The 25389-nt window shown below is 67.2% G+C and carries 38 protein-coding genes; 3 read left to right on the plus strand and 35 right to left on the minus strand.

Annotated elements, in window-relative coordinates:
- Positions 1-5: 5 nt before the first annotated feature.
- From AB0I38_RS11810 to AB0I38_RS11820, 3 genes are all read left to right on the plus strand, one after another.
- Positions 6-686: a CAP domain-containing protein gene (locus tag AB0I38_RS11810; protein WP_358465914.1), complete on the plus strand. Its 681-nt coding sequence runs from the start codon at positions 6-8 to the stop codon at positions 684-686.
- 24 nt (positions 687-710) lie between these two features.
- Entirely contained in the window at positions 711-1631 is a 921-nt protein-coding gene (locus AB0I38_RS11815; protein ID WP_358465916.1) for a hypothetical protein, read from the plus strand.
- A 733-nt stretch (positions 1632-2364) separates the two neighbouring features.
- On the plus strand, positions 2365-4788 hold the full coding sequence (locus AB0I38_RS11820; protein WP_358465918.1) for a hypothetical protein: 2424 nt from the start codon (positions 2365-2367) through the stop codon (positions 4786-4788).
- Here AB0I38_RS11820 and truA read toward each other — a convergent pair.
- The 35 genes from truA to tuf form a co-directional block, all read right to left on the minus strand.
- On the minus strand, positions 4753-5631 hold the full coding sequence (truA, locus tag AB0I38_RS11825) for a tRNA pseudouridine(38-40) synthase TruA (RefSeq protein WP_358465920.1): 879 nt from the start codon (positions 5629-5631) through the stop codon (positions 4753-4755). The two genes, AB0I38_RS11820 and truA, sit on opposite strands and share 36 nt — an antisense overlap.
- 93 nt (positions 5632-5724) lie before the next feature.
- Complete coding sequence (gene rplQ, locus AB0I38_RS11830; RefSeq protein ID WP_358465922.1) at positions 5725-6264, minus strand: 50S ribosomal protein L17; 540 nt, start codon at positions 6262-6264, stop codon at positions 5725-5727.
- Between the two features lie 150 nt (positions 6265-6414).
- Positions 6415-7431, minus strand: coding sequence for a DNA-directed RNA polymerase subunit alpha (locus AB0I38_RS11835; RefSeq protein WP_189126373.1), 1017 nt, complete (start codon positions 7429-7431; stop codon positions 6415-6417).
- A gap of 105 nt (positions 7432-7536) precedes the next feature.
- Positions 7537-8163, minus strand: coding sequence for a 30S ribosomal protein S4 (rpsD, locus tag AB0I38_RS11840; RefSeq protein ID WP_189126374.1), 627 nt, complete (start codon positions 8161-8163; stop codon positions 7537-7539).
- Between the two features lie 19 nt (positions 8164-8182).
- Positions 8183-8587, minus strand: coding sequence for a 30S ribosomal protein S11 (rpsK, locus tag AB0I38_RS11845; protein ID WP_020542285.1), 405 nt, complete (start codon positions 8585-8587; stop codon positions 8183-8185).
- 48 nt (positions 8588-8635) lie between these two features.
- The gene (gene rpsM, locus AB0I38_RS11850) at positions 8636-9016 is read right to left on the minus strand and encodes a 30S ribosomal protein S13 (RefSeq protein ID WP_125644650.1); all 381 of its coding nucleotides are present in this window, start codon (positions 9014-9016) and stop codon (positions 8636-8638) included.
- A 211-nt stretch (positions 9017-9227) separates the two neighbouring features.
- Entirely contained in the window at positions 9228-9341 is a 114-nt protein-coding gene (gene rpmJ, locus AB0I38_RS11855; protein WP_003956441.1) for a 50S ribosomal protein L36, read from the minus strand.
- Between the two features lie 25 nt (positions 9342-9366).
- Positions 9367-9588 (minus strand): translation initiation factor IF-1, encoded by a 222-nt coding sequence (gene infA, locus AB0I38_RS11860; RefSeq protein ID WP_012887858.1) that lies wholly within the window; start codon positions 9586-9588, stop codon positions 9367-9369.
- Positions 9589-9919: 331 nt separating this feature from the next.
- Positions 9920-10333, minus strand: a complete 414-nt coding sequence (locus AB0I38_RS11865) for a hypothetical protein (protein WP_358465924.1) — start codon at positions 10331-10333, stop codon at positions 9920-9922.
- Positions 10334-10434: 101 nt separating this feature from the next.
- Complete coding sequence (locus AB0I38_RS11870) at positions 10435-10869, minus strand: DUF1707 SHOCT-like domain-containing protein (protein WP_358465926.1); 435 nt, start codon at positions 10867-10869, stop codon at positions 10435-10437.
- 14 nt (positions 10870-10883) lie between these two features.
- On the minus strand, positions 10884-11693 hold the full coding sequence (gene map, locus AB0I38_RS11875) for a type I methionyl aminopeptidase (RefSeq protein ID WP_358465928.1): 810 nt from the start codon (positions 11691-11693) through the stop codon (positions 10884-10886).
- A gap of 110 nt (positions 11694-11803) precedes the next feature.
- Positions 11804-12454 carry an adenylate kinase gene (locus AB0I38_RS11880; RefSeq protein WP_358465930.1) on the minus strand — a complete coding sequence of 217 codons (651 nt, stop codon included), beginning with the start codon at positions 12452-12454 and terminating at the stop codon, positions 11804-11806.
- The gene (gene secY, locus AB0I38_RS11885) at positions 12454-13764 is read right to left on the minus strand and encodes a preprotein translocase subunit SecY (RefSeq protein ID WP_358465932.1); all 1311 of its coding nucleotides are present in this window, start codon (positions 13762-13764) and stop codon (positions 12454-12456) included. Before secY ends, AB0I38_RS11880 begins: the two co-directional genes overlap by 1 nt.
- A gap of 165 nt (positions 13765-13929) precedes the next feature.
- The gene (rplO, locus tag AB0I38_RS11890; protein WP_358465934.1) at positions 13930-14385 is read right to left on the minus strand and encodes a 50S ribosomal protein L15; all 456 of its coding nucleotides are present in this window, start codon (positions 14383-14385) and stop codon (positions 13930-13932) included.
- A gap of 2 nt (positions 14386-14387) precedes the next feature.
- Positions 14388-14570: a 50S ribosomal protein L30 gene (rpmD, locus tag AB0I38_RS11895; RefSeq protein ID WP_080043226.1), complete on the minus strand. Its 183-nt coding sequence runs from the start codon at positions 14568-14570 to the stop codon at positions 14388-14390.
- 2 nt (positions 14571-14572) lie between these two features.
- Positions 14573-15202 (minus strand): 30S ribosomal protein S5, encoded by a 630-nt coding sequence (rpsE, locus tag AB0I38_RS11900; protein WP_189126381.1) that lies wholly within the window; start codon positions 15200-15202, stop codon positions 14573-14575.
- A 49-nt stretch (positions 15203-15251) separates the two neighbouring features.
- Entirely contained in the window at positions 15252-15635 is a 384-nt protein-coding gene (gene rplR / locus AB0I38_RS11905; RefSeq protein ID WP_357681671.1) for a 50S ribosomal protein L18, read from the minus strand.
- 2 nt (positions 15636-15637) lie between these two features.
- Complete coding sequence (gene rplF, locus AB0I38_RS11910) at positions 15638-16180, minus strand: 50S ribosomal protein L6 (protein WP_358465936.1); 543 nt, start codon at positions 16178-16180, stop codon at positions 15638-15640.
- 16 nt (positions 16181-16196) lie between these two features.
- The gene (rpsH, locus tag AB0I38_RS11915; protein WP_106253393.1) at positions 16197-16595 is read right to left on the minus strand and encodes a 30S ribosomal protein S8; all 399 of its coding nucleotides are present in this window, start codon (positions 16593-16595) and stop codon (positions 16197-16199) included.
- Positions 16596-16775: 180 nt separating this feature from the next.
- On the minus strand, positions 16776-16961 hold the full coding sequence (locus AB0I38_RS11920; protein WP_189126384.1) for a type Z 30S ribosomal protein S14: 186 nt from the start codon (positions 16959-16961) through the stop codon (positions 16776-16778).
- Between the two features lie 2 nt (positions 16962-16963).
- Positions 16964-17539: a 50S ribosomal protein L5 gene (rplE, locus tag AB0I38_RS11925; protein ID WP_189126385.1), complete on the minus strand. Its 576-nt coding sequence runs from the start codon at positions 17537-17539 to the stop codon at positions 16964-16966.
- Positions 17539-17847, minus strand: coding sequence for a 50S ribosomal protein L24 (gene rplX, locus AB0I38_RS11930; RefSeq protein WP_436838736.1), 309 nt, complete (start codon positions 17845-17847; stop codon positions 17539-17541). Before rplX ends, rplE begins: the two co-directional genes overlap by 1 nt.
- Positions 17847-18218 carry a 50S ribosomal protein L14 gene (gene rplN, locus AB0I38_RS11935; protein WP_106253399.1) on the minus strand — a complete coding sequence of 124 codons (372 nt, stop codon included), beginning with the start codon at positions 18216-18218 and terminating at the stop codon, positions 17847-17849. The genes rplX and rplN overlap by 1 nt, the downstream gene beginning before the upstream one ends.
- Positions 18219-18408: 190 nt before the next feature.
- Positions 18409-18702, minus strand: coding sequence for a 30S ribosomal protein S17 (rpsQ, locus tag AB0I38_RS11940; protein ID WP_358465939.1), 294 nt, complete (start codon positions 18700-18702; stop codon positions 18409-18411).
- Positions 18695-18931 (minus strand): 50S ribosomal protein L29, encoded by a 237-nt coding sequence (gene rpmC, locus AB0I38_RS11945; protein WP_189126388.1) that lies wholly within the window; start codon positions 18929-18931, stop codon positions 18695-18697. Before rpmC ends, rpsQ begins: the two co-directional genes overlap by 8 nt.
- An 82-nt stretch (positions 18932-19013) precedes the next feature.
- Positions 19014-19433, minus strand: coding sequence for a 50S ribosomal protein L16 (gene rplP, locus AB0I38_RS11950; RefSeq protein WP_189126389.1), 420 nt, complete (start codon positions 19431-19433; stop codon positions 19014-19016).
- 3 nt (positions 19434-19436) lie between these two features.
- The gene (rpsC, locus tag AB0I38_RS11955) at positions 19437-20285 is read right to left on the minus strand and encodes a 30S ribosomal protein S3 (RefSeq protein WP_189126390.1); all 849 of its coding nucleotides are present in this window, start codon (positions 20283-20285) and stop codon (positions 19437-19439) included.
- A complete protein-coding gene (gene rplV / locus AB0I38_RS11960) occupies positions 20285-20638 on the minus strand; it encodes a 50S ribosomal protein L22 (RefSeq protein ID WP_189126391.1) in 354 nt (117 codons plus the stop codon). The genes rpsC and rplV overlap by 1 nt, the downstream gene beginning before the upstream one ends.
- A gap of 29 nt (positions 20639-20667) precedes the next feature.
- Positions 20668-20946 carry a 30S ribosomal protein S19 gene (gene rpsS / locus AB0I38_RS11965; RefSeq protein ID WP_189126392.1) on the minus strand — a complete coding sequence of 93 codons (279 nt, stop codon included), beginning with the start codon at positions 20944-20946 and terminating at the stop codon, positions 20668-20670.
- 11 nt (positions 20947-20957) lie between these two features.
- Positions 20958-21794 carry a 50S ribosomal protein L2 gene (gene rplB / locus AB0I38_RS11970; RefSeq protein ID WP_189126393.1) on the minus strand — a complete coding sequence of 279 codons (837 nt, stop codon included), beginning with the start codon at positions 21792-21794 and terminating at the stop codon, positions 20958-20960.
- Positions 21795-21898: 104 nt separating this feature from the next.
- Positions 21899-22201 (minus strand): 50S ribosomal protein L23, encoded by a 303-nt coding sequence (gene rplW / locus AB0I38_RS11975; RefSeq protein ID WP_358465943.1) that lies wholly within the window; start codon positions 22199-22201, stop codon positions 21899-21901.
- Complete coding sequence (gene rplD / locus AB0I38_RS11980; protein WP_358465945.1) at positions 22201-22851, minus strand: 50S ribosomal protein L4; 651 nt, start codon at positions 22849-22851, stop codon at positions 22201-22203. The genes rplW and rplD overlap by 1 nt, the downstream gene beginning before the upstream one ends.
- Entirely contained in the window at positions 22848-23501 is a 654-nt protein-coding gene (gene rplC / locus AB0I38_RS11985; protein WP_189126395.1) for a 50S ribosomal protein L3, read from the minus strand. The genes rplD and rplC overlap by 4 nt, the downstream gene beginning before the upstream one ends.
- Before the next feature lie 13 nt (positions 23502-23514).
- Positions 23515-23823 carry a 30S ribosomal protein S10 gene (rpsJ, locus tag AB0I38_RS11990; protein ID WP_012887830.1) on the minus strand — a complete coding sequence of 103 codons (309 nt, stop codon included), beginning with the start codon at positions 23821-23823 and terminating at the stop codon, positions 23515-23517.
- Positions 23824-24096: 273 nt separating this feature from the next.
- Positions 24097-25290, minus strand: a complete 1194-nt coding sequence (tuf, locus tag AB0I38_RS11995) for an elongation factor Tu (RefSeq protein ID WP_358465947.1) — start codon at positions 25288-25290, stop codon at positions 24097-24099.
- Positions 25291-25389 lie beyond the last annotated feature (99 nt).

Genomic DNA, 25389 nt, shown 5'->3' on the forward strand with positions numbered 1-25389 from the left:
TGGGCGTGTTGGCCTGCCTCATGGCCGCCCTCTTCTTCATGGGCGTGCTGCTCGGGCGGGCGAGCGACGACGTCGAGCCGGCCGGCCACATCTACCTCCAGGAGACCGCGCCGTCCGCCGTCGCCACGGTCACGCCGTCGCCCAAGGTGGCGCAGCCCTACGCGGGCCGCATCCCCCGGCAGACGACCGCGGCCGTGCCGCACAGCCGGACCAAGCCCAAGCCGACCCCCTCGTCCAGCGACCTGATCGACGGCTACACCGCCGACGACCCCACCCGCGTGCTGGGCGAGGAGACGTTCCAGGCGTCGCCGTCCCTGGCGGCCCGGGTCGTCTCCCTCACCAACACCGCCCGCGCCAAGCACGGATGCGGCCGGCTCAGGGTCGACGCCAGGCTGACCCGCGCCGCCCGGGTCCACTCGCTGGAGATGGCCAGGAGCGGGAAGTTCGCCCACGACTCCCCCGACGGCAGTTCCCCGTGGGACCGCATGGAGCGCGCCGGATACCCCGCGGGCGCCGCCGAGAACATCGGCCGCGGCTACTCCAGCGCCGAAGAGGCGGTCCGCGGCTGGCTCGACAGCCGTGACCACCGGCAGAACATCCTCAACTGCCGGATCACGGCCATCGGCGTCGGCGTGGTCGCCGGTCCCGGCGGCCCCTGGTGGACCCAAGACTTCGGATATTCCTGACACCTTCGCGATAGTCTCGCCCGCATGGTTTTCCCCGAGGACCGTGAGAGCAGCACGGAGAGCACCCCCCGCCGGTTCCGGAAGAAGCGCGAGGACGAGACCGAGAACGTGTTCAGTCCCCGTAAGCAGCACGGTGACCGCGAGGAGGACACGAAGGGCCCCAAGACCGCCGACGGCGCCAAGACGGAGCAGTCCGCGGCGCGCGCCGAGACGTGGAGCCCCTACGCCGAGGGCAAGCGCTCGCGCGGGCCGCTGTGGTTCACCCTCGGTGGCGTCGGGGTGCTGGCCCTGCTCGCCGGCGGGCTTGTCGTGATGATGAAGGCCGGCCCGGCCGACCCCGCCGCCTCAGCAGATGGCAGGCGCACGTCCGCGCCGCTGCCGTCGGCGCCGCCCGGCAAGTACAGCTACGCGGCCGAACGCACCACGGACCCCGAGCCGTTGACGGTCAAGGAGCTCTTCCCCAAGAAGAAGTTCACCGTCTCGGGCCGCTCCTACGAGATGACGGTCACCAGCAAGCTCAAGAAGTGCGCCGACGGGGCCGTGGGCGACAAGCTGCTGAAGGCGCTCAAGAGCGGCAAGTGCACGCAGCTCGTCCGGGCCAGTTTCCGCGACAAGAGCGGCAAGGTGATCGGCACGGTCGGCGTGGCCAACCTCAAGTCGAGCAAGACCGCGACCAAGGCGGCCTCCGTCGGCAACGACGCCAACTACGTCAAGCCGCTCGCCGGCAAGGACGAGGTCACCAAGTTCGTCGGCTCGGGCAGCGGCGGCACCAAGGTGTGGATGCACGGCCACTACGCGGTCATGATCTGGTTCCAGAACAAGGACGGCGTCAAACCCGACTCCAAGGGCTCCAAGGTGATCTTCCAGGCGGCAACGGACATCACCAAGGCGACCGTCTTCAAAGCGCTCGACGCCCGGACGCTCACCGGGTTTCCGGCGACCTGAAATCGCCATTTCGGCTCGTTAAGATCACAAACCGGGCGTCCGATCCGGCCGGGAACGCCCATACCGGCATGACGATCTCGTGTCTCTCGCTAGGCTCGCCCTTATGCGTGGCCAGGAACCTGGGTCTGAGCACGATCGTAGGGAAGCCGACGGCTCGGCAGCGCCGGGGACGCCACCTCCGAGCTTCGGCCAGCCCTCAGAGCAGCCCCCGCCGCCACCTCCGGTGGCGGCGAGCGGGCCATCGCCTCACGCGCTCCCCCCGGACCCGACACCGTCCGCCCCGGAGTCCGGCGTGACCTCTCCCGGTCACCGGATCCCGCTCCCCCTTGAGCCCGGCGAAGGCATCTCCTGGACCCTTCCCATCCTGGGGTCCAGCGCCGCCCCCTCCTCTGATCCGGCGCCACCCACGCGGGAGCCCAGCCCGGACGCCTCCTGGACACCTCCCATCCTCGGCACCACCCCACACCCTCGGGCCGACCCCGCTCCATCCCCGCCGTCCTCCTGGGGACCACCACCCCCACCGCCCAACCCGAGCGCCGGCCCCTCACCCGTCCCCGGCCCTTCCACCAACACCCCCCCGACACCCACGCCGGACACCAGCTGGCCCCCACCCGCGCCGGCCCCCTCCGCGTCCCAGCCAGGCGCGATCCCTTCCCCCGGCGGGACACCCTCCGAGTCCAGTACGGGCCCCCACCAGGACGGACTTCTGTCCCCTTCCGTGCCACAACCAGGCGTGGGCCCTTCCCAGGGCCGGACACCGTCCGAGTCCGGGCAGGCGATCCCACCCCGCGACACCGAGACCACGGCCGAGGCACGGATTCCCCGCCCAGCCGTGCCGTTGCCCTCCCCCCGCGCGCCCGAGAGCCGCGAGCAGGACGAGAGCGACCTGCCCGTGCTAGCCGTCTTCCCCGGCGCGCAGCCCTGGGAAGTGCCCGAGAACGAGGCCGCCCCGTACGACTGGTTCGCGGGCGCCACCGATCCCGAGCACCGCGCCCGCGAGGCCGCCCCGGAGGACGTCACCTCCTGGACGGACGAGCCGCCGGTGCCCTACGCGACCGACGAGCAGGCACCGTGGGGAGCCGCCCCCGTGGTGCCGGGAGCGCCTTCCTGGGAGCCGCCGCCCGCCTTTACGGCGGCGGCGGCCGGTATGCGGGTGTGGCCCGCCCCCGTGGCAGACCCTCCCGTGATGCCCCCGTGGCCGGCCGCCACGGGAGAGCCCGTGCCCGGGCTGGACGAGGCGGAGGCCTCCGAGCCGGACCGCGCCGGACCAGGCCACCCGACCCCCGGCTTCACCGCCCCTCCCCCCTTCGACCCGAACGCGACCGCCCCAGACCCCGTCGGGCCCCCCGCCCCCACCGGCATCAGCACCCCCGGTCAACCTCGGGGCGGAAGCGACGCACCAGCCGCACAGTCCGCCCCGACAAGCGCCGGCACGCCCCCGGGACCACACCCCGCCGACAGCGCCACTCCAGCAGGCCCGCATCCCACCGCGAGCGGCGACCCTTCTGCCGGACAGCAACTCGCCGGCACCGGCACACCGCCCGCCCAGCCTCACGGCGGCAACCCACCCTCCGACCGACCGTCCCCCCCGAAGGACACATCGCCGTCCACCCCGACGGGCGCACCACCCTCCGCCCAGCCGTCCACCCCGACGGGCGCACCACCTTCCGCCCAGCCGTCCACCCCGGCGGGCGCACCACCCTCCGCCCCGAAGGCCACGGCCCCCAACCGGCCGCACCTGCCGGCGCCCGGCGACATCCCCGTCTGGCCGCCCGCCCCCCGCCCCACGCACCAGTCCGACACCGGACCGATGTCGGTGACCGACCTCCCGTCACCCGCATCGCCACCGGCCCAGACTCCCCCGGCGACCTCCCGATCCAAGACCTGGCCCCCTCGCCCCCAGTCCAAGGGCGAGCCCCCCACCTCACCGCAGACCCCACCGACCGGCACCGGCACGCCGGAAACCGCCACGCCCCGGCCCGACGCCCCGCCCGCGATCAGGAACACACCCGAGACGCCCGCCGCGGAAGGCGCCAAGCCCACGGCGCCGGAGGACCCGGGATCCGGCTCCCCCGCCTCCCCGTCCGGCAGCCGGCCGTCGGCGGCCCGTTCGGAGCTCCGTTCCGCCTCCCGCTCCAAGCCCCGGCCTCCCGGGCAACCGGAGGCGACAGGCCCCGACACGCAGCCGACCGTGCTGAGGTCCGACTCCTGGCCCCCCGCGCCGCAGACCGAGGAGCAACGTCAGGAGGAACAACTCCCCGAGCTCCCTTTCAGCCCCGAGGTGTGGGGCCAGAAGCCCGCCCCGGTTCGGGATGCGGTGCCCCTGCAGCCGGTCGCGTACGACCTGCCGACCCCGCCCCAGGGCGCCACCGCCTACCCGCCGGTCGCGTACAAGCAACCACCGGTCCAGCCGCCCGCCGCCAAGCAGCCGGGCAAGAGCAGGCAGGCGCTGTTCGCCACGCTGGGCGTGCTGGTTCTGGCAGGCGTCGCGACGGGCGGTTTCTTCGCCTACAAGTCGCTGAGCACGCCTCCGCCCCCGGTGGCGACGGCCACCCAGCCGCCGACGCCGACTGCGACGGTCACCTCTCCGCCGACCGCCACCGTGGAGCCCAGTGTCCCCGCGGCCGCCATACTCAACTCCGAGGACACCGACCCGCGCAAACTCTCGCTCTCCGAGGCGTTCCCGAAGAAGAAGGTGGGGGCCGGCGGCGCGCAGTTCGCCCGGGTCAAGACCCACCTGGAACCCAAGTGCGCGAAAGCCGCGTCGGGCCCGTTCGCGGAGGCGCTGAGCGATCAGAAGTGCAGCCGGGTGCTGCGCGCCACGTACGTCGACACCAAGCGCCGCTACGCGGTGACCACCGGCATCGCCGTGCTCCCCACGAGGGACGCCGCGCTGCGCGCCGACGAGACCAAGAACCTCTCCCGCAACCTGTGGTTCCGCGCGCTCCCCGGACCGGCGGGCACGGGCGGCGAGCGCGTGCACATCGCGGGCGGCTACGCGGCGGGCCTGGTCTGGGGCCGCTACATCGTGTTCAGCTACGCCACCTACGCCGACGGCCACACGCCCGCGGCGAAGGACAAGACGCTCGGCAAGGTGAGCGACGCCTTCCGCGACCAGATGTCACTCGTGCTCGAGCGGCGCATCGCCGGCGGCTGACGCGGTGCGCACCCGCCGCGTCGCGGCGGCGCGCGCCGCGAGCCGGTCATCCGGCGGGTACGTCACCTCTTCCAGGCACAACCCGTGCGCGGGCGCCACATGCACTCCGGAATCCCGTACGGCCCGCGTCAGCACCTGGCCCGGCCACTCCACCGGCCGGCGACCGTCACCGGCGGCCAGCAGCGAGCCCACGAGCGCCCGCACCATCGAGTGGCAGAACGCGTCGGCCACCACGGTGGCGACCAGCAGGCCGTCATCGCGGCGCACCCATTCGAGCCGCTGCAGCTCCCTGATCGTGGTGGCCCCCTCGCGCTTCTTGCAGAACGCCGCGAAGTCGTGCTCGCCCCGCAGGCGCACGGCCGCGGCGTTCATCGCGTCGACGTCGAGTGGCCGGTTGTGCCAGACGACCTCGTGGCGGCGCAGCGGATCGCCGCCGCCGGGCGCATCGCACACCCGGTACGCGTAGCGCCGGGACATAGCGGAGAAACGTGCGTCAAAGCCCCCAGGAGCCACCGAGACGCGATGAACCCGTACATCCTTGGCCAGAACCCCGGCCAGCCGTCGCACGAGCGCAGCGAGCCGCTCATCCACGGACGCGACCCCAGTCCGCCGGTCGAGCTCGGCCAGCGCCTCCACCGTAAGGTCCACGTGCGCCACCTGGCCCCGCGCGTGCACGCCGGCGTCCGTACGCCCGGCCACGGTCAGCGAGGGCGGCTCGGCCAGCCGCAGGATCCTGCCGAGCGCCTGCTCGATCTCGCCCTGCACGGTACGCCGGTTCGGCTGGCGGGCCCATCCGGAGAAGCCGGTGCCGTCATAACCGAGGTCGAGGCGGAGCCGTACCACGAACTTCCTCCAGAAACTGTGCGCGGCCGATCAACGAGAAACGGGCCCGGAACCCCGCGATGGGGTCCGGACCCGGTTCGGCTGCCTGACGGATCAGGCTTCGTCCTTCTTCGCCTCGGCGGGAGCCTCGGCAGGGGCCTCGGCCGTCTCGGCGGCGGGCTCCTCCTTGGCCTCCGCGGCCGGAGCCTCGGTCTCCTCGACCTCGGCGGCCGGGGCCGCGCTCTCCTCGGTCTTGGCCGCGGGAGCCTCGGCGTGCGAGACGCTGACCGTCTTCAGCGGCTCGGTCACCAGCTCGATGACGGCCATCGGGGCGTTGTCGCCCTTGCGCGCGCCAATCTTGGTGATGCGGGTGTAGCCGCCGGGACGCTCGGCGAACGTCGTCGCGATCTCGGTGAAAAGGTGGTGGACGACGCCCTTGTCCTTGACGACGGTGAGCACCTGGCGACGGTTGTGGATGTCGCCCTTCTTCGCCTTGGTGATCAGGCGCTCCGCCACCGGCCGAAGGCGCTTGGCCTTGGTGACCGTGGTGCGGATCCGGCCGTGGCGGAACAGGTCGGTGGCGAGGTTCGCCAGGATCAGCCGCTCGTGCGCCGGGCTGCCGCCGAGACGCGCGCCCTTGGCAGGCTTGGGCATTTCTCTCTCCTTGGAGTTAACCGCTCCGGCCGTACGAGGTACCGGAGTCGGGGACGGGGACCGCTCACACGGCCCCTGTCAGATCAACCAGTCCGCAGGGCCGGGCCCCGCGGAGCCCGCGAGGACCTGGGGCCCTCGCGGGTGAACCTTCTAGTACTGCTCCGTCTCGACGTACGCGCTGTCGTCGTCGTCGTAACCGGCACCGGCCACCGCGCTCGGGTCGAACCCGGGCGGGGAGTCCTTGAGCGCCAGCGACATCTCGTGCAGCTTCTGCTTGACCTCTTCGATGGACTTCGCACCGAAGTTACGAATGTCGAGAAGGTCCTGCTCGCTGCGGGCGACGAGCTCACCCACGGTGTGGATGCCCTCGCGCTTGAGGCAGTTGTACGACCGGACGGTGAGGTTGAGCTCCTCGATCGGCAGCGCCAGGTCGGCGGCCAGAGCGGCGTCGGTCGGCGACGGGCCGATGTCGATGCCCTCGGCCTCGACGTTGAGCTCGCGGGCCAGGCCGAACAGCTCGACGAGGGTCTTACCGGCGGAGGCCACCGCGTCGCGGGGCTTCATGGCCGGCTTGGTCTCGACGTCGAGGATGAGGCGGTCGAAGTCGGTGCGCTGCTCGACTCGGGTCGCCTCGACCTTGTACGTGACCTTCAGCACCGGGGAGTAGATCGAGTCGATCGGAATGCGACCGATCTCCTGGCCGGGCTGCTTGTTCTGGGCGGCGGAGACGTAGCCGCGACCGCGCTCGACGGTCAGCTCCATCTCCAGCTTCGCCTTGCCGTTGAGCGTGGCGATGCGCAGCTCGGGGTTGTGCACCTCGACACCGGCCGGAGGCGCGATGTCGGCGGCGGTGACCTCACCCGGGCCCTGCTTGCGGAGGTACATCACGACCGGCTCGTCGTGCTCGGACGAGACGACCAGCTCCTTGAGGTTGAGGATGATGTCGGTGACATCCTCCTTGACCCCGGGAACGGTCGAGAACTCGTGCAGCACGCCCTCGATCCGGATGCTCGTCACGGCCGCGCCCGGAATGGACGACAGCAGCGTGCGGCGGAGCGAGTTGCCGATGGTGTAGCCGAAGCCCGGCTCCAGCGGCTCGATGACGAACCGCGACCGGGTGTCGTCGATCGACTCTTCGAGAAGAGTCGGGCGCTGAGCGATCAGCATGTGTGGGATCTCCCCTTTTCGTGTGGCGCCCGCTATATGACGCCACTCCGATGAACAACCCTGGTCCGCGTACGGTCTCCCGCACGCGAACCAGCAGGCGAGTGACTACTTCGAGTAGTACTCGACGATGAGCTGCTCCTGGACCTGGGTGTCGATCTGCTGGCGAACCGGCAGCTGGTGCACCAGGACACGGAGCTTCTCGGGCACGACGCCGAGCCAGGCCGGGACCGTGCGGTCGCCGGCGGTGGCGCGGGCCACCTCGTAGGGCAGCAGGTTGCGCTTGGTCTCACGGACCTCGATGATGTCGTGCTCGCGCACGCGGTACGAGGGGATGTCGACCTTCTTGCCGTTCACGGTGATGTGACCGTGACGGACCTGCTGGCGAGCGGCGTCACGCGACTGGGCGAACCCGGCGCGGTAGACGACGTTGTCGAGGCGGCTCTCCAGGATCTGGAGGAGAACCTCACCCGACTTGCCGCTCTTGCCCGCGGCTTCCTCGTAGTAGTTGCGGAACTGCTTCTCGAGGACGCCGTAGATGCGGCGGGTCTTCTGCTTCTCGCGAAGCTGAAGCTGGTACTCGGACTCCTTGGGACGTCCGCGGCCGTGCTCACCCGGCGGGTAAGGACGGATCTCGATGGGGCACTTGGCGGACTCGCACTTGCTGCCCTTGAGGAAGAGCTTGGTCTTCTCGCGACGGCAGAGCTTGCAGTCCGCGCCCGTGTAACGAGCCATTTCTCAATATCTCCTGGAATCAGACGCGGCGGCGCTTCGGCGGACGGCAGCCGTTGTGCGGAACCGGCGTGACGTCCTGGATCGAACCGACCTCAAGGCCGGTGGCCTGGAGGGAGCGGATCGCGGTCTCACGGCCGGAGCCGGGGCCCTTGACGAAGACGTCGACCTTGCGCATGCCGTGCTCCATGGCCCGGCGGGCAGCGTTCTCGGCGGCCATCTGAGCGGCGAACGGGGTGGACTTGCGGGAGCCCTTGAAACCCACGTGGCCGGCGCTGGCCCAGGAGATCACGTTCCCGTTCGGGTCGGTGATCGAGACGATCGTGTTGTTGAACGTGCTCTTGATGTGGGCGTGCCCGTGAGCGACGTTCTTCTTTTCCTTGCGGCGCACCTTCTTGGGTGCACCCTGACGGCTCTTAGGAGGCATCCTTTGCCTTCACTCCTGAGGTCTTCGGTCCTGCGGCTGCTCGGACTACTACTTCTTACCGGGCTTCTTCTTGCCGGCCACGGTCTTCTTCTTGCCCTTGCGGGTGCGCGCGTTGGTCTGGGTGCGCTGGCCGTGGACGGGCAGGCCCTTGCGGTGCCGGATGCCCTGGTAGCAACCGATCTCGATCTTGCGGCGAATGTCGGCCTGGACCTCGCGGCGCAGGTCACCCTCGATCTTGAAGTTCGCCTCGATGTAGTCACGCATCGGGACGAGCTCGGTGTCGGAGAGCTGGTGCACGCGAAGGTCGCCGCTGACACCGGTGGCCTGGAGGATCTCCTGGGCGCGGGTGCGGCCGATTCCGTAAATGTAGGTGAGAGCGATCTCCAGCCGCTTTTCGCGGGGGAGGTCGACGCCAACCAGGCGAGCCATGGTCGGGCATTCTCCTTCGTTGTGGCGGAGGTCTTGCGCCTCACGACCCCTCCCCATGCCCGGGGTGAGGGCCCCGGCCTCCGACCGGGGGTCTTCTGAACGGTTCGGCTCGCACCGCCTGCTCAGATGTGACGCGCTATTGCTGACTCAGGCTCCTCATGCGTCGAGTCCGCTCCCGTCTGGGGCGGACTCGGAGAAGCCTTTGCGGCGACTAACCCTGACGCTGCTTGTGGCGCAGGTTGTCGCAGATCACCATGACGCGACCGTGCCGGCGAATCACCTTGCACTTGTCGCAGATCTTCTTAACGCTCGGCTTTACCTTCATTGTCCTTCGTGTTCCTCAGACGCTTTTACTTGTATCGGTAGACGATCCGCCCACGACTCAGGTCATAGGGGCTCAGTTCCACGACTACCCGGTCGTCAGGCAGGATCCGGATGTAGTGCATCCGCATCCGTCCGCTGATGTGGGCCAGGACCTTATGGCCGTTGTCGAGCTGCACCCGGAACATGGCGTTCGGGAGCGACTCAACCACAGTGCCCTCGATCTCGATGGCGCCGTCTTTCTTGGCCAAAATCCCTCGCGTTTCACTGATCGGTCGTCTGAGGCTCCGGTTCACTAAGCAGCCGCGACCTCACGCTTCGAAGAGAGCGGCGATCGGCAAAGACCGCCGACGCGTGATGAGTCATAGTGAGCCGACTAAGGAGTGTACGACACCTGAGCCAAGAACGCGAAACGCGTGCCAGGTGTCCTGACACAACCACGGATCAGTTTACCCCAAGGCTCCGCACTCGTAAGCCATTCGCCGGGTCTCCATACGGTCCGGACCCTCACGCCGAAGGCCCGCCGGCGAAACCGGCGGGCCTTCCTGAATCAACGACCTGATGGACACGGCCCTGGGAGATCTAGTAGATGCGGTGCGACGAACCGCAGTACTTGGAGGGGCTGCCCCAGCAGGTGTAGGTGTAGACCTTCTTGACGCCGCTGCGGGACCAGGTCTCGCTGTGCGACCCGTTCCACTTCCGGTAGAACTTGTGCCAGCTACCGTTCGAGTAGTACTTGAACCAGACGTAGCCGTGCTTGCTCGTCGACTCCTTGCCGTACCACTTCGTGTAGACCTTGCCCTTCGACTTCCAGGTGTAGCCGTAGTTGTAGGCCTTGTGGTTCGAGGAGTAGTACTTGCCCCACTTGTGCACCGGAGCCGGCTGCGCGGAGGCAGGGGCGGCGACGGTCGCCGTGGCGGCCTGGGCGGGAGCGGCGAGGGCCAGTCCGGTGGCGATCGAACCAGCGAGGGCTGCGGCCGCAAGAATCTTGCGCATGTGGTTCCTCCAGTGAGTCGGTGCTTCTCGACACCCCACACGTTAGGAAGATTCGCAGGTCCGATCTGTGGACGAATGCACACAATGCACTAGTGCACAGTTCAGTCCTTCCGCGCGCTCCCATGGCGCCCGAAAACGCTGCTCACCAGCAGCACGGCCCCCCACGGACCCATCACCCACAGCGGCCAGGGATAGATCAGATTCCCCGACGTGACGCTGACGATCAGCCAGATCACCCAGTTGATCGAGCTGGCCGTGGCCCACGCGGCCCAGGCCGCCTTCATCCCCGAGTGCATCTCCGACTTGGTCGCGGGACTGCTCGGCACCTTGGCCACCTGGCGATGGCGCATGTCCACGTCGGGGAGATCCGCGGTCAGACGGGCCAGCTCACCGTAGGTCTTGCTCTTGTAGAGCTGCTCCAGCCGCTCGTTGAACTCGTCCATCGTGATGCGGCCCTGAGCGGTGTGCTCACGGAGTACGGCCGCCACCCGGTCGCGGTCGACGTCGGAGGCACGCATCTCGGGGGTCTGTGCCATACCCACACTCCAGGCTAGGTTTGCAGCTGCGCCAAGCGCTCTTTGCCCCCATCGAGGGCGGTTAGCACCCAAGGACCATTATGTGTCACCGCGACGCTGTGTTCGAAGTGCGCGGACGGTTTCCCGTCCATCGTCACGACGGTCCAGTCGTCGGCCAGCACGCGGGTCCGGTCGGTGCCGAGGTTGACCATGGGCTCGATGGCCAGGCACATACCCGCCTCCAGCACCGGGCCCTTGCCGGGCTTGCCGTGGTTGGCGATCCACGGGTCCATGTGCATCTCGGTGCCGATGCCGTGGCCGCCGTACTCCTGCGGGATGCCGAACCGGCCCTGCGACCTGACGAACTTCTCGATCTCGTAGCCGACGTCCGAGAGCCGGCGGCCGACCTCCAGCGCCGCGATGCCCCGCCACATCGACTCCTCGGTGATCCGCATCAGCTCCGTGAGCTCGGGCTCGACCTCGCCGACGGCCACCGTGACGGCGGAGTCGCCGTGCCAGCCGTCGAGGATCGCGCCGCAGTCGATCGAGATGAGATCGCCTTCACGCAGCTTACGGACGTGGGTCGGGATGCCGTGGACCACCTCGTCGTTGACCGAGGCGCAGATCGTCGCCGGGAAACCCTGGTAGCCCTTGAAGGACGGAATCGCGCCCTCGTCCCTGATCGCCTTCTCGGCGATGACGTCGAGGTCGAGCGGCGTCATGCCCGGCTCGACCGAGCGCCTGAGCAGCTCCAGCGTGCGCCCGACGACAAGACCGGCCGCGCGCATCTTCTCCAGCTGCTCGACCGACTTGATCTGTATTCCATGTCTGTTTTTCTTGAACACGTTCGGCAAACCCCCAGGGTGTCAACGGGCAGAGGCGGGAGTCCAATTCCCCCACAATAGCCGCGAGGTGGCACGGAATTCCGTGCCACCTCCGCAGTAGGTCATCGGCGCTATCCCATGAACGGGCGGATCGCCTCCATGGCTCGCTGAGTGACCTCCTCGACCGGGCCCGTCGCGTCGACACCTACGAGGATGCCCTCGTCGGCGTAGTAGGCGATGAGCGGTGACGTCTGCTCCTGATAGACCTCCAGGCGGTGCCTGACGGTGTCTTCTTTGTCATCGTCACGCTGGAACAGGGTGCCGCCGCAGGCGTCACACCTGTCGTCCTGCTTGTCGTCGAACTCCACATGCCAGATGCGGCCACACTGGCTGCACGTGCGGCGCCCGGCCAGCCGCCGGACGACCTCTTCGTCGTCAACGACCAGCTCCAGGACCAGGTCGAGCGCCTGGCCCCAGTCCTTGAGCATGTCGCGCAGGATCTCGGCCTGTGCCACGTTGCGCGGAAAGCCGTCGAGCAGAAACCCGTCCTGCGCGTCGTCCTCCGAGAGGCGGTCACGGACCATGGCGATGGTGACCTTGTCGGGCACCAGGTCACCACGGTCCATGTAGGTCTTGGCGAGCTTGCCGAGATCCGTGCCGCCGGAGACGTTGGCACGGAAGATGTCACCTGTCGAGATCTTCGGGATGGACAGGTTAGATGCGATGTACTGGGCCTGCGTCCCTTTTCCCGCTCCGGGGGGCCCGACCAGAACGAGACGCACTACCGCAGGAAGCCTTCGTAGTTACGCTGCTGAAGCTGACTCTCGATCTGCTTGACCGTGTCCAGGCCGACACCAACCATGATGAGAATGCTCGTCCCTCCGAACGGGAAGTTCTGGCTAGCTCCGGCCACCGCGAGCGCAACGATCGGGACCATGGAGATCAGACCCAGATAGAGCGCGCCGGGCGCGGTCAGACGGTTGAGCACGAAGCCCAGGTATTCAGCCGTCGGCCGGCCCGGGCGGATGCCCGGAATGAACCCACCGTACTTCTTCATGTTGTCCGCGACTTCAGCGGGGTTGAAAGTGATGGACACGTAGAAGTAAGTGAAGAAGACGATCAAGAGGAAGAAGGTGGCCATGTAGATGGGGGTGTCGCCCGTGGCCAGGTTCGCCGAGATCCACTGCACGACCGCATTGGGGTTCTCGGCGTTGGCGAACAGCGAGGTCACCAGCTGCGGCAGGTAGAGCAGTGACGAGGCGAAGATGACCGGGATGATGCCGGCCTGGTTGACCTTCAGCGGGATGTACGTGGACGTGCCGCCGTACATCCGGCGCCCGACCATCCGCTTGGCGTACTGCACCGGAATGCGGCGCTGAGCCTGCTCGACGAAGACCACGGCGGCGATCATGAAGATACCGACCACCAGGACGATGGCGAAGGTGAACTTGTTCGCCTGGAAGATGTTGGCGAGCTCGGACGGGAAGATCGAAACGACAGAGGTGAAGATCAGGATGGACATGCCGTTGCCGACCCCGCGGTCGGTGATGAGCTCGCCCAGCCACATGATCACAGAGGTGCCCGCCGTCATGATGACGACCATCGTGACGACCGAGAAGATGTCGTCCGGCGCGAGCAGCACGCTCTGCTGGCAGTTGGGGAAGAGCTGGCCCGAACGCGCCAGCGCGATGAAAGCCGTCGACTGCAGGACACCGAGACCAATGGTCAGATAACGCGTGTACTGCGTGATCTTGGTCTGACCGGACTGCCCTTCCTTCTTGAGCGCCTCAAGACGGGGAATCACGACGACGAGTAGCTGGAGAATGATGCTCGCGGTGATGTACGGCATGATGCCGAGCGCGAACACGGAAAGCTTCAGGAGGGCGCCGCCGCTGAACAGCTGCACCATCCCGTAGATGTTGCCGGTGTCGCCAGTGCGGGCCTGATCGAAACAGGCCGCCAGATTCTCGACGTGAACGCCGGGAGTCGGCAGAACCGAGCCAAGACGGAACAGCGCGATGATGCCCAGGGTGAAGAGCAACTTCTTGCGCAGGTCCGGGGTCCGGAACGCCCGGGTAAACGCGGTCAGCACGGTCCCTCCTGCGCGCCTAAAAGGCGGTGTGAGTATGCGATGTGCGGGGATCTGCGATCTGAAGTCTCAGGTCAACGAGCCGAACAAAGCCAGTCGTCTCGCGAACTCTAACGCACTACGGGCGTGGGAGCCCATTGTCGCAACCCCCACGCCTCGTAATAGCTCTTACAGCTCGGTAACGGAGCCACCGGCCGCGGCGATCTTCTCCTTCGCGGCGGCCGAGAAGGCGTGAGCCTGCACGTTGACCGCGACGGAGATCTCACCCGTGCCGAGCACCTTCACCAGCTGGTTCTTGCGGACGGCACCCTTGGCCACCAGCGTCTCGACGGTGACCTCGCCACCCTCGGGGAAGAGCTCACCGAGCCTGTCCAGGTTTACGACCTGGTAGGTCGTCTTGAACAGGGCGTTGGAGAAGCCCTTGAGCTTGGGCAGACGCCTCTGCAGCGGCACCTGGCCACCCTCGAAGCCGAGGGGGACCGTGGTGCGTGCGCGGCTGCCCTTGGTGCCGCGACCGGCGGTCTTGCCCTTGGACGCCTCGCCACGGCCCTTGCGGACCTTGGCCTTGTTGGCGCCGGGAGCCGGACGCAGATCGTGAATCTTGAGCGGAGCCTTGTCAGTCATGACTAGTCGACCTCTTCCACCTCGACGAGGTGCGTCACCACGGAGACCATCCCGCGAATCTCGGGACGGTCCTCCTTGACGACGACGTCGCCGATTCGCTTCAGGCCAAGCGAACGCAGCGAGTCACGCTGGTTCTGCTTGCCACCGATCTTCGAGCGAACCTGAGTGATCTTCAGGCGTGCCATGACTAGCTCACCGCCTTCGCGGCTGCGGCCTCGGCCATGCCCTCGCGCTGAGCCTTGAGCATCCGTGCCGGAGCCACGTCCTCGATCGGCAGTCCACGGCGAGCCGCGATCTCCTCGGGCCGCGACAGGCCCTTCAGAGCCGCCACGGTGGCGTGCACGATGTTGATCGGGTTGTCGGAGCCGAGCGACTTCGACAGCACGTCGTGGATGCCGGCGCACTCCAGCACGGCGCGCACCGGACCACCGGCGATGACGCCGGTACCGGCGGAGGCCGGACGCAGGAAGACGACACCGGCCGCCTCCTCACCCTGCACGGTGTGCGGGATGGTGCCCTGGATCCGAGGCACCTTGAAGAAGTGCTTCTTCGCCTCTTCGACGCCCTTGGCGATGGCCGCGGGGACTTCCTTGGCCTTGCCGTAGCCGACGCCGACCAGGCCGTTGCCGTCACCCACGACGACCAGGGCGGTGAAGCTGAAGCGACGACCACCCTTCACGACCTTGGCCACTCGGTTGATCTTCACTACGCGCTCGATGTACGAGACGCCCTTGTCGGCGGCGCCACCGCGGCGATCGTCACGACGGTCCCGCCGCTCGCCACCGGTGCCGCCACCGCGACGCGGAGCTGCAGCCATCAGTGGTTCCTCATCTCAGTTGCCATCACTTGTGATCCCCGGGCCCGCATCAGAACTCGAGCCCGCTCTCACGGGCGCTGTCCGCCAGAGCCGCGATGCGGCCGGCGTAGCGGTTGCCACCGCGGTCGAAGACCACAGCGGTGATCCCGGCTTCCTTGGCCCGCTGAGCGAGGAGCTCGCCGACCTTCTTGGCCTTCTCGGTCTTGTCCGCCTCCAGCGTGCGCAGCGAGGCGTCCATGGTGGACGCGCTCACCAGCGTGTGGCCGACGCTGTCGTCCACGATCTGCACGAACAGGTGACGGGTCGAGCGGTTGACGACCAGGCGCGGACGCTGGGCCGTACCGACGACGTTCTTGCGGACGCGGCGGTGACGACGGGCCCGCGAGACGGTGCGGGCAGCCGTGTGCTTGCCGAACGCAGTCTTCGGAGCCATGCCTACTTACCAGCCTTTCCGACCTTGCGGCGGATCTGTTCGCCCTGGTAACGCACACCCTTGCCCTTGTACGGGTCAGGCTTGCGCAACTTGCGGATGTTGGCCGCGACCTCGCCGACCTTCTGCTTGTCGATCCCGTCCACGTGGAACAGGGTCGGCTTCTCGACGCGGAAGGTGACGCCGTCGGGGGCCTCGACGATGACCGGGTGACTGAAGCCCAGTGCGAACTCCAGCTGCGTCGGGCCCTTGGCCTGAACGCGGTAACCGACGCCGACGATCTCGAGGGTCTTGGAGTAACCCTGCGTGACGCCCTGCACCATGTTGGCGATCAACGTACGGGACAGGCCGTGCAGCGCGCGGACCTTGTTCTCGTCGTTGGGCCGGGTGACGGCGATCGCGCCGTCGTCATCGCGAGCCACGGTGATGGGCTCGGCGACCGTGTGAGAAAGCGTGCCCTTCGGGCCCTTGACCTGGACATCGCGGCCGTCGATCGAGATGTCTACGCCATTCGGCACAGGGATGGGCAGCCGTCCGATTCGTGACATGCTGTGTTCCTCCCCTCTACCAGACGTAGGCGAGGACTTCCCCGCCCACACCACGCTTGCCGGCCTGCTTGTCGGTCATGAGACCGGCCGAGGTCGAGATGATCGCGACGCCCAGCCCTCCCAGCACTCGAGGCAGGTTGTCCTTCTTCGCATAGACCCGCAGACCGGGCTTGGAGACCCGGCGCAGGCCCGCGAGCGACCGCTCACGGGTCGGCCCGAACTTGAGCTCCACCACGAGGTTCTTGCCAACCTTGGCGTCTTCGACGGTCCAAGCCTGGATGTAACCCTCCTGCTGGAGGATCTCGGCGATGTGCGCCTTGATCTTCGAGTACGGCATCGACACGCTTTCGTGGTACGCCGAATTCGCATTACGCAGACGCGTGAGCATGTCTGCGATGGGGTCGGTCATCGTCATGGCCAGTGGCCTTCCTCGCCGCGGTTTCCAGTCGGCCAAGCGCGATGCTCTGCCGGTGGACCTTCGGCGCGGTCATGGGCACTCTCGTCGAGAGCACCCGGAATCTGATTTCTGAATATGTACGGCTGGCGCACCATCGGGGACGGGCCCTGCGCGAACGCAGCCCGCCCCCAAGGGTAACTACCAGCTGGACTTGGTGATGCCAGGCAGCTCGCCCCGGTGCGCCATCTCGCGGAAGCACACGCGGCAAAGCCCGAACTTCCTGTAGACGGCGCGGGGCCGGCCACAGCGGGTGCACCGGGTGTAGGCCCGGACCTCGAACTTCGGCTTACGCTTCGCCTTGGCGATCAGCGACTTCTTCGCCATGATCAGGCCTCCTTGAAGGGGAACCCGAGGAGCTTCAGCAGCGCCCGGCCCTGTTCGTCGTTCTTCGCGGTGGTCACGACCGTGATGTCCATGCCCCGCGGCCGGTCGACCTTGTCCTGGTCGACCTCGTGGAACATGACCTGCTCGGTCAGTCCGAAGGTGTAGTTGCCGTTGCCGTCGAACTGCTTGGGCGACAGACCGCGGAAGTCCCTGATGCGGGGCAGAGCCAGCGACAGCAGCCTGTCGAGGAACTCCCACATCCGGTCGCCGCGAAGCGTGACGTGCGCGCCGATCGGCATGCCCTCGCGCAGCTTGAACTGGGCGATGGACTTGCGGGCCCGGACGACGGCCGGCTTCTGGCCGGTGATCACCGTGAGGTCACGAACAGCGCCCTCGATGAGCTTCGAGTCGCGAGCCGCCTCGCCGACACCCATGTTGACCTTGATCTTCACCAGGCCGGGGATCTGCATGACGTTCTCGATGCCGAAGTCCTCACGAAGCTGGGCCGCGATCTCCTCGCGGTACTTCGTCTTGAGGCGCGGCGTCGGACGCTCGGTCTCAGTGGTCGTGGCAGTCATCAGCTGTCCTCACCCGTCTCGTCGGCCTTGTCGGCCTTCTTGTCGGCGGGCTTGTCCGCGGGCTTGTCGTCCTTGAGCTTCTTCACATTGCTCACGTGGATAGGAGCCTCCATGGTCTGCACGCCGCCGGTCTTGGCGCCGCGCGGACCCTGGTGGGTCTCCTTGGTGTGCTTCTTGATCATGTTGATGCCCTCGACCACCACGCGGTCCTCGCGCGGGTGAGTCGCGATCACACGACCCTTGGCACCCTTGTCCTTACCGGCGATGACCTGGACGAGGTCACCCTTCTTCACATGCAGCTTCGGCATTACAGCACCTCCGGCGCGAGCGAGATGATGCGCATGAACTTCTTGTCGCGCAGCTCACGGCCGACCGGGCCGAAGATACGAGTGCCACGAGGGTCGCCGCTGTCCTTGATGATGACGGCGGCGTTCTCGTCGAAACGGATGTAGGAGCCGTCGGGCCGGCGGCGCTCCTTGACCGTGCGGACGATGACGGCCTTGACCACATCGCCCTTCTTGACGCCCGTGCTGCCGGGGAGGGCGTCCTTGACAGTGGCGACGATGATGTCACCGATACCGGCGTAGCGTCGGCCCGAGCCACCGAGAACACGGATGCAGAGAATCTCCTTCGCACCCGTGTTGTCGGCGACCTTGAGCCGCGACTCCTGCTGGATCACGTTCACTCCTGTTAGTCGCGCCGGTTCTCATCTCTGAGCCTGGCGGAACCTGCTGTTGTCTTGTTCCTCCGGCCACAACCCCGGGGGGCCGCACCGCAGGCGACGCGAGCCGTCGTGGCCTCGCGTCCTTGGACGCCGTCATGGGGGGTGTCTCCACCCCCCACGAGGCGCGGTATATATCCGAGAAGGCTTACTTGGCCTTCTCGAGGATCTCGACGACCCGCCACCGCTTGGTGGCGGAGAGCGGACGAGTCTCCATCAGGAGCACGCGGTCGCCCACGCCACAGGCGTTGGCCTCGTCGTGCGCCTTGTACTTGGTCGTACGGCGGATGACCTTGCCGTACAGACGGTGCTTGACGCGGTCCTCGACGGCGACGACGACGGTCTTGTCCATCTTGTCGCTCACGACCAGGCCCTCACGGACCTTGCGGAACTTCCGCGCGTCGTTCGTCTCGGTGCTCTCGGTGGTCTCGGTCTCAGCCATCGCTCGTCTCCTTCTCGACCGTGATGATGCCAAGCTCGCGCTCGCGCATCACGGTGTAGATACGGGCGATCTCGCGGCGGACGGCACGCAGCCGCCCGTGGCTCTCCAACTGTCCGGTCGCTGCCTGGAAGCGGAGGTTGAACAGCTCCTCCTTGGCTTCCTTGAGCTTCTGGACCAGGGTGTCCTGGTCCTCCACCCGCAGCTCGCCGGCGGTCAGGCTCTTAGCCATCACGCCTCACCCACTTCACGCTTAACGATCTTGCTGGTCTCATCGGCGCTGCATGGGGAGCTTGTGGTTCGCGCAGCGAACATCAGGCGTCACCAACTTCACGCTTAACGATCTTGCACTTCATGGGGAGCTTGTGGATGGCGCGAGTGAGTGCCTCACGGGCAATCGGCTCGGCGACACCAGAAAGCTCGAACATGACGCGCCCCGGCTTGACGTTGGCGATCCACCACTCGGGCGAACCCTTACCGGAGCCCATGCGGGTCTCGGCCGGCTTCTTGGTCAGCGGGCGGTCGGGGTAGATGTTGATCCACACCTTTCCACCACGCTTGATGTGACGGGTCATCGCAATACGAGCCGACTCGATCTGGCGGTTGGTCACGTAGGAGTGCTCAATCGCCTGAATGCCGAACTCGCCGAACACGACCCTGGTGCCGCCCTTGGCGGCGCCACTGCGGTCGGGCCGGTGCTGCTTGCGGTGCTTGACCCTGCGCGGGATCAGCATGAGTCAGCTCCCTTCAGCACCCGGCTGCGCAGCCGGGCCGGTCTCAGGGGCGGCCTGCGCGGCCGCCTCGGTCCTGGGGGCGCGCTCGGTGCGGCCACCGCCACGGCGAGCGCCACCGGCGCCACCACGACGGGGACGGTCGCCGCCGCCGCCACCCCTACGGTCGTCACGCTCGCGACGCTGGCCGGCACGAGCACCGGCGGCAGCCGCCTCGCGCTCGGCGCGGCTCGTCGGAGCCTCACCCTTGTAGATCCACACCTTCACGCCGATGCGGCCGAAGGTGGTGCGGGCCTCGTAGAAGCCGTAGTCGATGTCCGCGCGCAGCGTGTGCAGCGGCACACGACCCTCGCGGTAGAACTCCGACCTCGACATCTCAGCGCCGCCCAGACGACCCGAGCACTGGACCCGGATGCCCTTGGCGCCGCTCTTCATGGCCGACTGCATCGCCTTGCGCATGGCGCGGCGGAACGAGACACGGCTGGAGAGCTGCTCGGCGACACCCTGCGCGACGAGCTGGGCGTCGATCTCGGGGTTCTTCACCTCGAGGATGTTGAGCTGGACCTGCTTCTTGGTCAGCTTCTCCAGGTCGCCGCGGATGCGGTCGGCCTCGGCGCCGCGGCGGCCGATGACGATGCCCGGACGCGCGGTGTGGATGTCGACCTGGACGCGGTCGGTCGTACGCTCGATCTCCACCTTGGAGATGCCGGCCCGCTCCATGCCCTTCTGCAGCATGCGACGGATCGCCACGTCCTCAGCGACGTACGACTTGTACAGCTTGTCGGCGTACCACCGGCTCTTGAAGTCGGTCGTGATGCCGAGGCGGAACCCGTGCGGGTTAACCTTCTGGCCCACTATCGGGTCCTTCCCTTCGGCTCGCGGGACTCCACGATCACGGTGATGTGGCTTGTCCGCTTGTTGATCCGATAGGCACGACCCTGGGCACGCGGACGGAACCGCTTCAGCGTCGGGCCCTCGTCGACCCACGCGCGGCTCACGACGAGCGACTGCGGGTCGAGATCGAAATTGTGCTCTGCGTTCGCCATGGCGCTCGAGAGCACCTTGAAGATCGGCTCGCTCGCCGACTGGGGAGCGAACTGCAGCACGGCCTGCGCCTCCGAAGCGGGCAGCCCGCGAATAAGGTCCACCACACGGCGGGCCTTCTGGGGCGTGACGCGGACGAACCGCGCCTGAGCCCTGGCTTCCATCGCTTACTCCTCTTACTTCTGAAGGCTGTTCATCGCCGGCTGCGGCGGTCATCCTTGACGTGGCTGCGGAAGGTGCGCGTGGGCGCGAACTCTCCCAGCTTGTGGCCGATCATCGACTCGGTGACGAACACCGGGACGTGCTTGCGGCCATCGTGTACGGCGATCGTGTGCCCGAGCATGTCCGGCACGATCATGGAGCGCCGCGACCACGTCTTGATGACGTTCTTGGTGCCCTTCTCGTTCTGGGCGTCCACCTTCTTGGCGAGGTGGTCGTCCACGAAGGGACCCTTCTTAAGGCTACGTGGCATTTCGGCTGCTCCTACCGCTTCTTCCTCTTGCTACGACGACGGATGATCAGCCGGTCGCTGGACTTGTTCGCCTGGCGGGTGCGGCCCTCGGGCTTGCCCTTCGGGTTCACCGGGTGGCGACCACCGGAGGTCTTGCCCTCGCCACCACCGTGCGGGTGGTCGACGGGGTTCATCGCGACACCGCGGACGGTCGGGCGCTTGCCCTTCCACCTCATGCGACCGGCCTTGCCCCAGTTGATGTTGGCCTGCTCGGCGTTGCCGACCTGGCCGACCGAGGCCCGGCAGCGCACGTCTACCATGCGCATTTCGCCGGACGGCATACGCAGCGTGGCGTACTGGCCTTCCTTCGCGAGCAACTGGATCTGGGCGCCCGCGGAACGGCCGAGCTTGGCGCCGCCGCCCGGACGGAGCTCCACCGCGTGGATGAAGGTACCGGTCGGGATGTTGCGCAGCGGCAGGCAGTTGCCCGGCTTGATGTCGGCCGCGGGGCCGTTCTCGATGCGGTCGCCCTGCTTGAGGCCCGTCGGCGCGATGATGTAGCGCTTCTCGCCGTCGGCGTAGTGGAGCAGAGCGATGTTGGCAGTGCGGTTGGGGTCGTACTCGATGTGAGCGACCTTCGCCGGAATGCCGTCCTTGTCATGCCTCCGGAAGTCAATGATCCGGTAGGCGCGCTTGTGACCGCCGCCCTGGTGGCGTGCGGTGACCCGGCCGTGTACGTTGCGGCCGCCCTTGCCGTGAAGGGGCGCAAGCAACGACTTCTCGGGCGTGCTGCGGGTGATCTCGGAGAAGTCCGAGACACTCGACCCGCGGCGACCCGGGGTCGTCGGCTTGTACTTACGGATGCCCATCTTTTTCGTTCATCCTTCGTCGGTTACATGGGTGAGCCCGCCGCACCGAAATGCGGCGGTCTCCGCCCTTACGGACCGTACGGCCCGCTCAACTTCTATGGCTGCTAGCCGATCTGACCGAAGATGTCGATCCGATCGTCCCCACCCAGGCTCACGATCGCGCGCTTGGTGTCGGGTCGCTTGCCGAAACCGGTGCGGGTGCGCTTGCGCTTACCCGTCCGGTTGATCGTGTTCACGCTGGTGACCTTGACCCCGAAGATCTGCTCGACCGCGATCTTGATCTGGGTCTTGTTCGCGGTCTTCCTCACCAGGAACGTGTACTTGTTGTTCTCATCGATCAGGCCGTAGCTCTTCTCGGAGACCACGGGCTTGATGATGATGTCGCGCGGGTCGGCGATCTTCTCCATCAGGCGTCTTCCTTCCCGCCCTGGCTCAGCCGCGCCACGACCTGGTCGTACGCCTCCTGGGTGAAGACCACGTCGTCGTGGCAGAGCACGTCGTAGGTGTTGAGCTGCCCGGCGTCCAGCAGGTGGACTTCGGGAGCGTTGCGCAGGCTCATCCAGGTCAGCTCGTCGGCCTCGTCGACCACGACGAGAACGGTCCTGGACTGGGTGATCTTGCGGAGGGCCTGCAGCGCCGACTTGGTCTTCGGCGTCTCGCTCATGACCAGACCGCTCACCACGTGCACGCGACCGCCGGCCGCCCTGTCGGACAGGGCGCCACGCAGAGCGGCGACCTTCATCTTCTTGGGCGTCCGCTGCGAGTAGTCACGCGGAACCGGACCGTGGACCACGCCACCGCCGGCGAACTGCGGCGCACGGGTCGAGCCCTGACGGGCCCGGCCGGTGCCCTTCTGGCGGTACGGCTTCTTGCCGCCGCCCCTGACCTCACCACGGGTCTTGACCTTGTGGGTGCCCTGCCGGCGAGCGGCGAGCTGGGCCACGACCACCTGGTGGATCAGCGGCACGTTGACCTTGGCGCCGAAGATGTCTTCGGGCAGGTCGATGGTGCCGGCCTTGGCGCCGCTGGCGTCGAGGACGTCAATACTGCTGGTCACTTGGCAGCCCCCTTCTTGGCAGCGGTGCGGACGAGGACCAGGCTGCCGTTGGCGCCGGGGATCGCACCCTTGATCAGGATGAGGCCCTTCTCGGCGTCGACGGCGTGAACCTTCAGGCTCTGCACGGTGGTGCGGACGTTACCCATCCGACCAGCCATGCGAAGCCCCTTGAATACGCGGCCCGGGGTGGCGCAGCCACCGATGGAACCCGGCGAGCGGTGCTTGCGCTGCGTACCGTGCGACGCGCTCAGGCCCTTGAAGCCGTGACGCTTCATGACACCGGCGAAGCCCTTGCCCTTGCTCTTGCCCGTCACGTCGACGAACTGGCCGGCCTCGAAGGTGTCGGCCAGCAGCTCCTGGCCCAGGGTGTAGTCGCTCGCGTCGTCGGTGCGGATCTCCGCGAAGTAACGGCGCGGGGTGATGTCGTGCTTACGCAGGTAGTCGCCGAGCGGCTTGTTGACCTTCCGGGGGTCGACCTGCCCGAAGCCGAGCTGGACGGCGGAGTAGCCGTCCTTGTCGGCGGTGCGGACCCGGGTCACCACACACGGACCGGCCTCGACCACGGTGACCGGAACCATCCGGTTGTCCGCGTCGAAGACCTGGGTCATGCCGAGCTTCTTGCCCAGGACGCCCTTGATCGTCTTAGCCATGTCAGTGTGTCCCTCAGAGCTTGATCGAAATGTCGACGCCCGCGGGAAGGTCGAGCCGCATGAGCGAGTCAACCGTCTTGGGCGTCGGGTCGATGATGTCAATCAGCCGCTTGTGCGTGCGCATCTCGAAGTGCTCGCGGCTGTCCTTGTACTTGTGCGGCGAGCGGATGACGCAGTACACGTTCTTCTCGGTCGGCAGCGGCACCGGGCCCGCGACCTTCGCGCCAGTCCGCGTCACCGTCTCGACGATCTTCTTGGCCGAGCTATCGATGACCTCGTGGTCATAGGCCTTAAGCCGGATGCGGATCTTCTGTCCCGCCATAATGGCCTCGGTGTCCTTCGCTGTCGTCTGAAAAAGTATCGTGCGGCCTGTTGCCGCTGTTCATGCGGGTCGGTGCCCGCACGACCCCACGTGACAGACATTCTGAATCTGTCGTGTCTTCCGTGATCCGGCAGTCACTTCGGCAGCTGCCGAAGCCACTGCGAGATCACGGCTTTCATGTGGAGCCGGGTGGCGGGAGCCGTGCCGGCTCCTGCCCTTCGTGGTGTGGCGGTCGGTCCCGATGCCGGAGCCGACCGCCACTCCGCGATCGAACTACTTGATGATCTTGACGACCCGGCCGGCGCCGACGGTGCGGCCACCCTCACGGATCGCGAACTTCAGGCCTTCCTCCATGGCGATGGGCTGGATCAGCTCAACGCGCATCTCGGTGTTGTCGCCCGGCATGACCATCTCGGTGCCCTCGGGGAGGTTCACCACACCGGTCACGTCAGTCGTACGGAAGTAGAACTGAGGACGGTAGTTGTTGAAGAACGGCGTGTGACGGCCGCCCTCGTCCTTGGACAGGATGTAGACCTGACCCTCGAACTCGGTGTGCGGGGTGGTCGTGCCCGGCTTGATGATGCACTGGCCACGCTCGACCTGCTCGCGCTTGATGCCGCGGAGCAGCAGGGCGGCGTTGTCGCCGGCCTGACCCTCGTCGAGCATCTTGTTGAACATCTCGATGCTGGTGACGGTGGTGGTCGTCTTCTCCGGCTGGATGCCGATGATGTCGACCTGCTCGTTGACCTTGACGATGCCACGCTCGATACGGCCGGTGACGACCGTGCCGCGACCGGTGATCGAGAAGACGTCCTCGACCGGCATGAGGAACGGCTTCTCCACCTCACGGGGCGGCTCGGGCACGTTCTCGTCGACGGCGTCCATCAGCTCGATGATGCTGTCGGCCCACTTCTGGTCGCCCTCGAGCGCCTTGAGCGCCGAGACGCGGATGACCGGCAGGTCGTCGCCGGGGAACTCCTGAGCGGACAGGAGCTCACGGACCTCGAGCTCGACGAGCTCCAGGATCTCCTCGTCGTCGACCATGTCGGACTTGTTGAGGGCCACGACGATGTAAGGGACGCCGACCTGGCGGGCCAGGAGGACGTGCTCCTTCGTCTGCGGCATCGGGCCGTCGGTGGCGGCGACCACGAGGATCGCGCCGTCCATCTGAGCGGCACCGGTGATCATGTTCTTCACGTAGTCGGCGTGACCGGGGCAGTCCACGTGAGCGTAGTGGCGCTTCTCGGTCTGGTACTCGACGTGCGCGATGGAGATCGTAATACCGCGAGCCTTCTCCTCCGGCGCCTTGTCGATCTTGTCGAAAGGCGTAGCCGCGTTCAGGTCGGGGTAACGGTCGTGGAGCACCTTGGTGATCGCCGCGGTCAGCGTGGTCTTACCGTGGTCGATATGCCCAATGGTGCCGATGTTCATGTGCGGCTTGTTCCGCTCGAACTTGGCCTTGCCCACTGGTTCTCTCCTTGAGATTCTGACTGACTTTCGTCTGCACACTCGGGCCCGGGTGTTCCCGAACCCCTCGGCGGCGGGGCGACCGTGTGTCGCCCTGCC

The organism is Nonomuraea cavernae (genome assembly GCF_040655715.1).
GTDB classification, from domain to species: domain Bacteria; phylum Actinomycetota; class Actinomycetes; order Streptosporangiales; family Streptosporangiaceae; genus Nonomuraea; species Nonomuraea cavernae_A.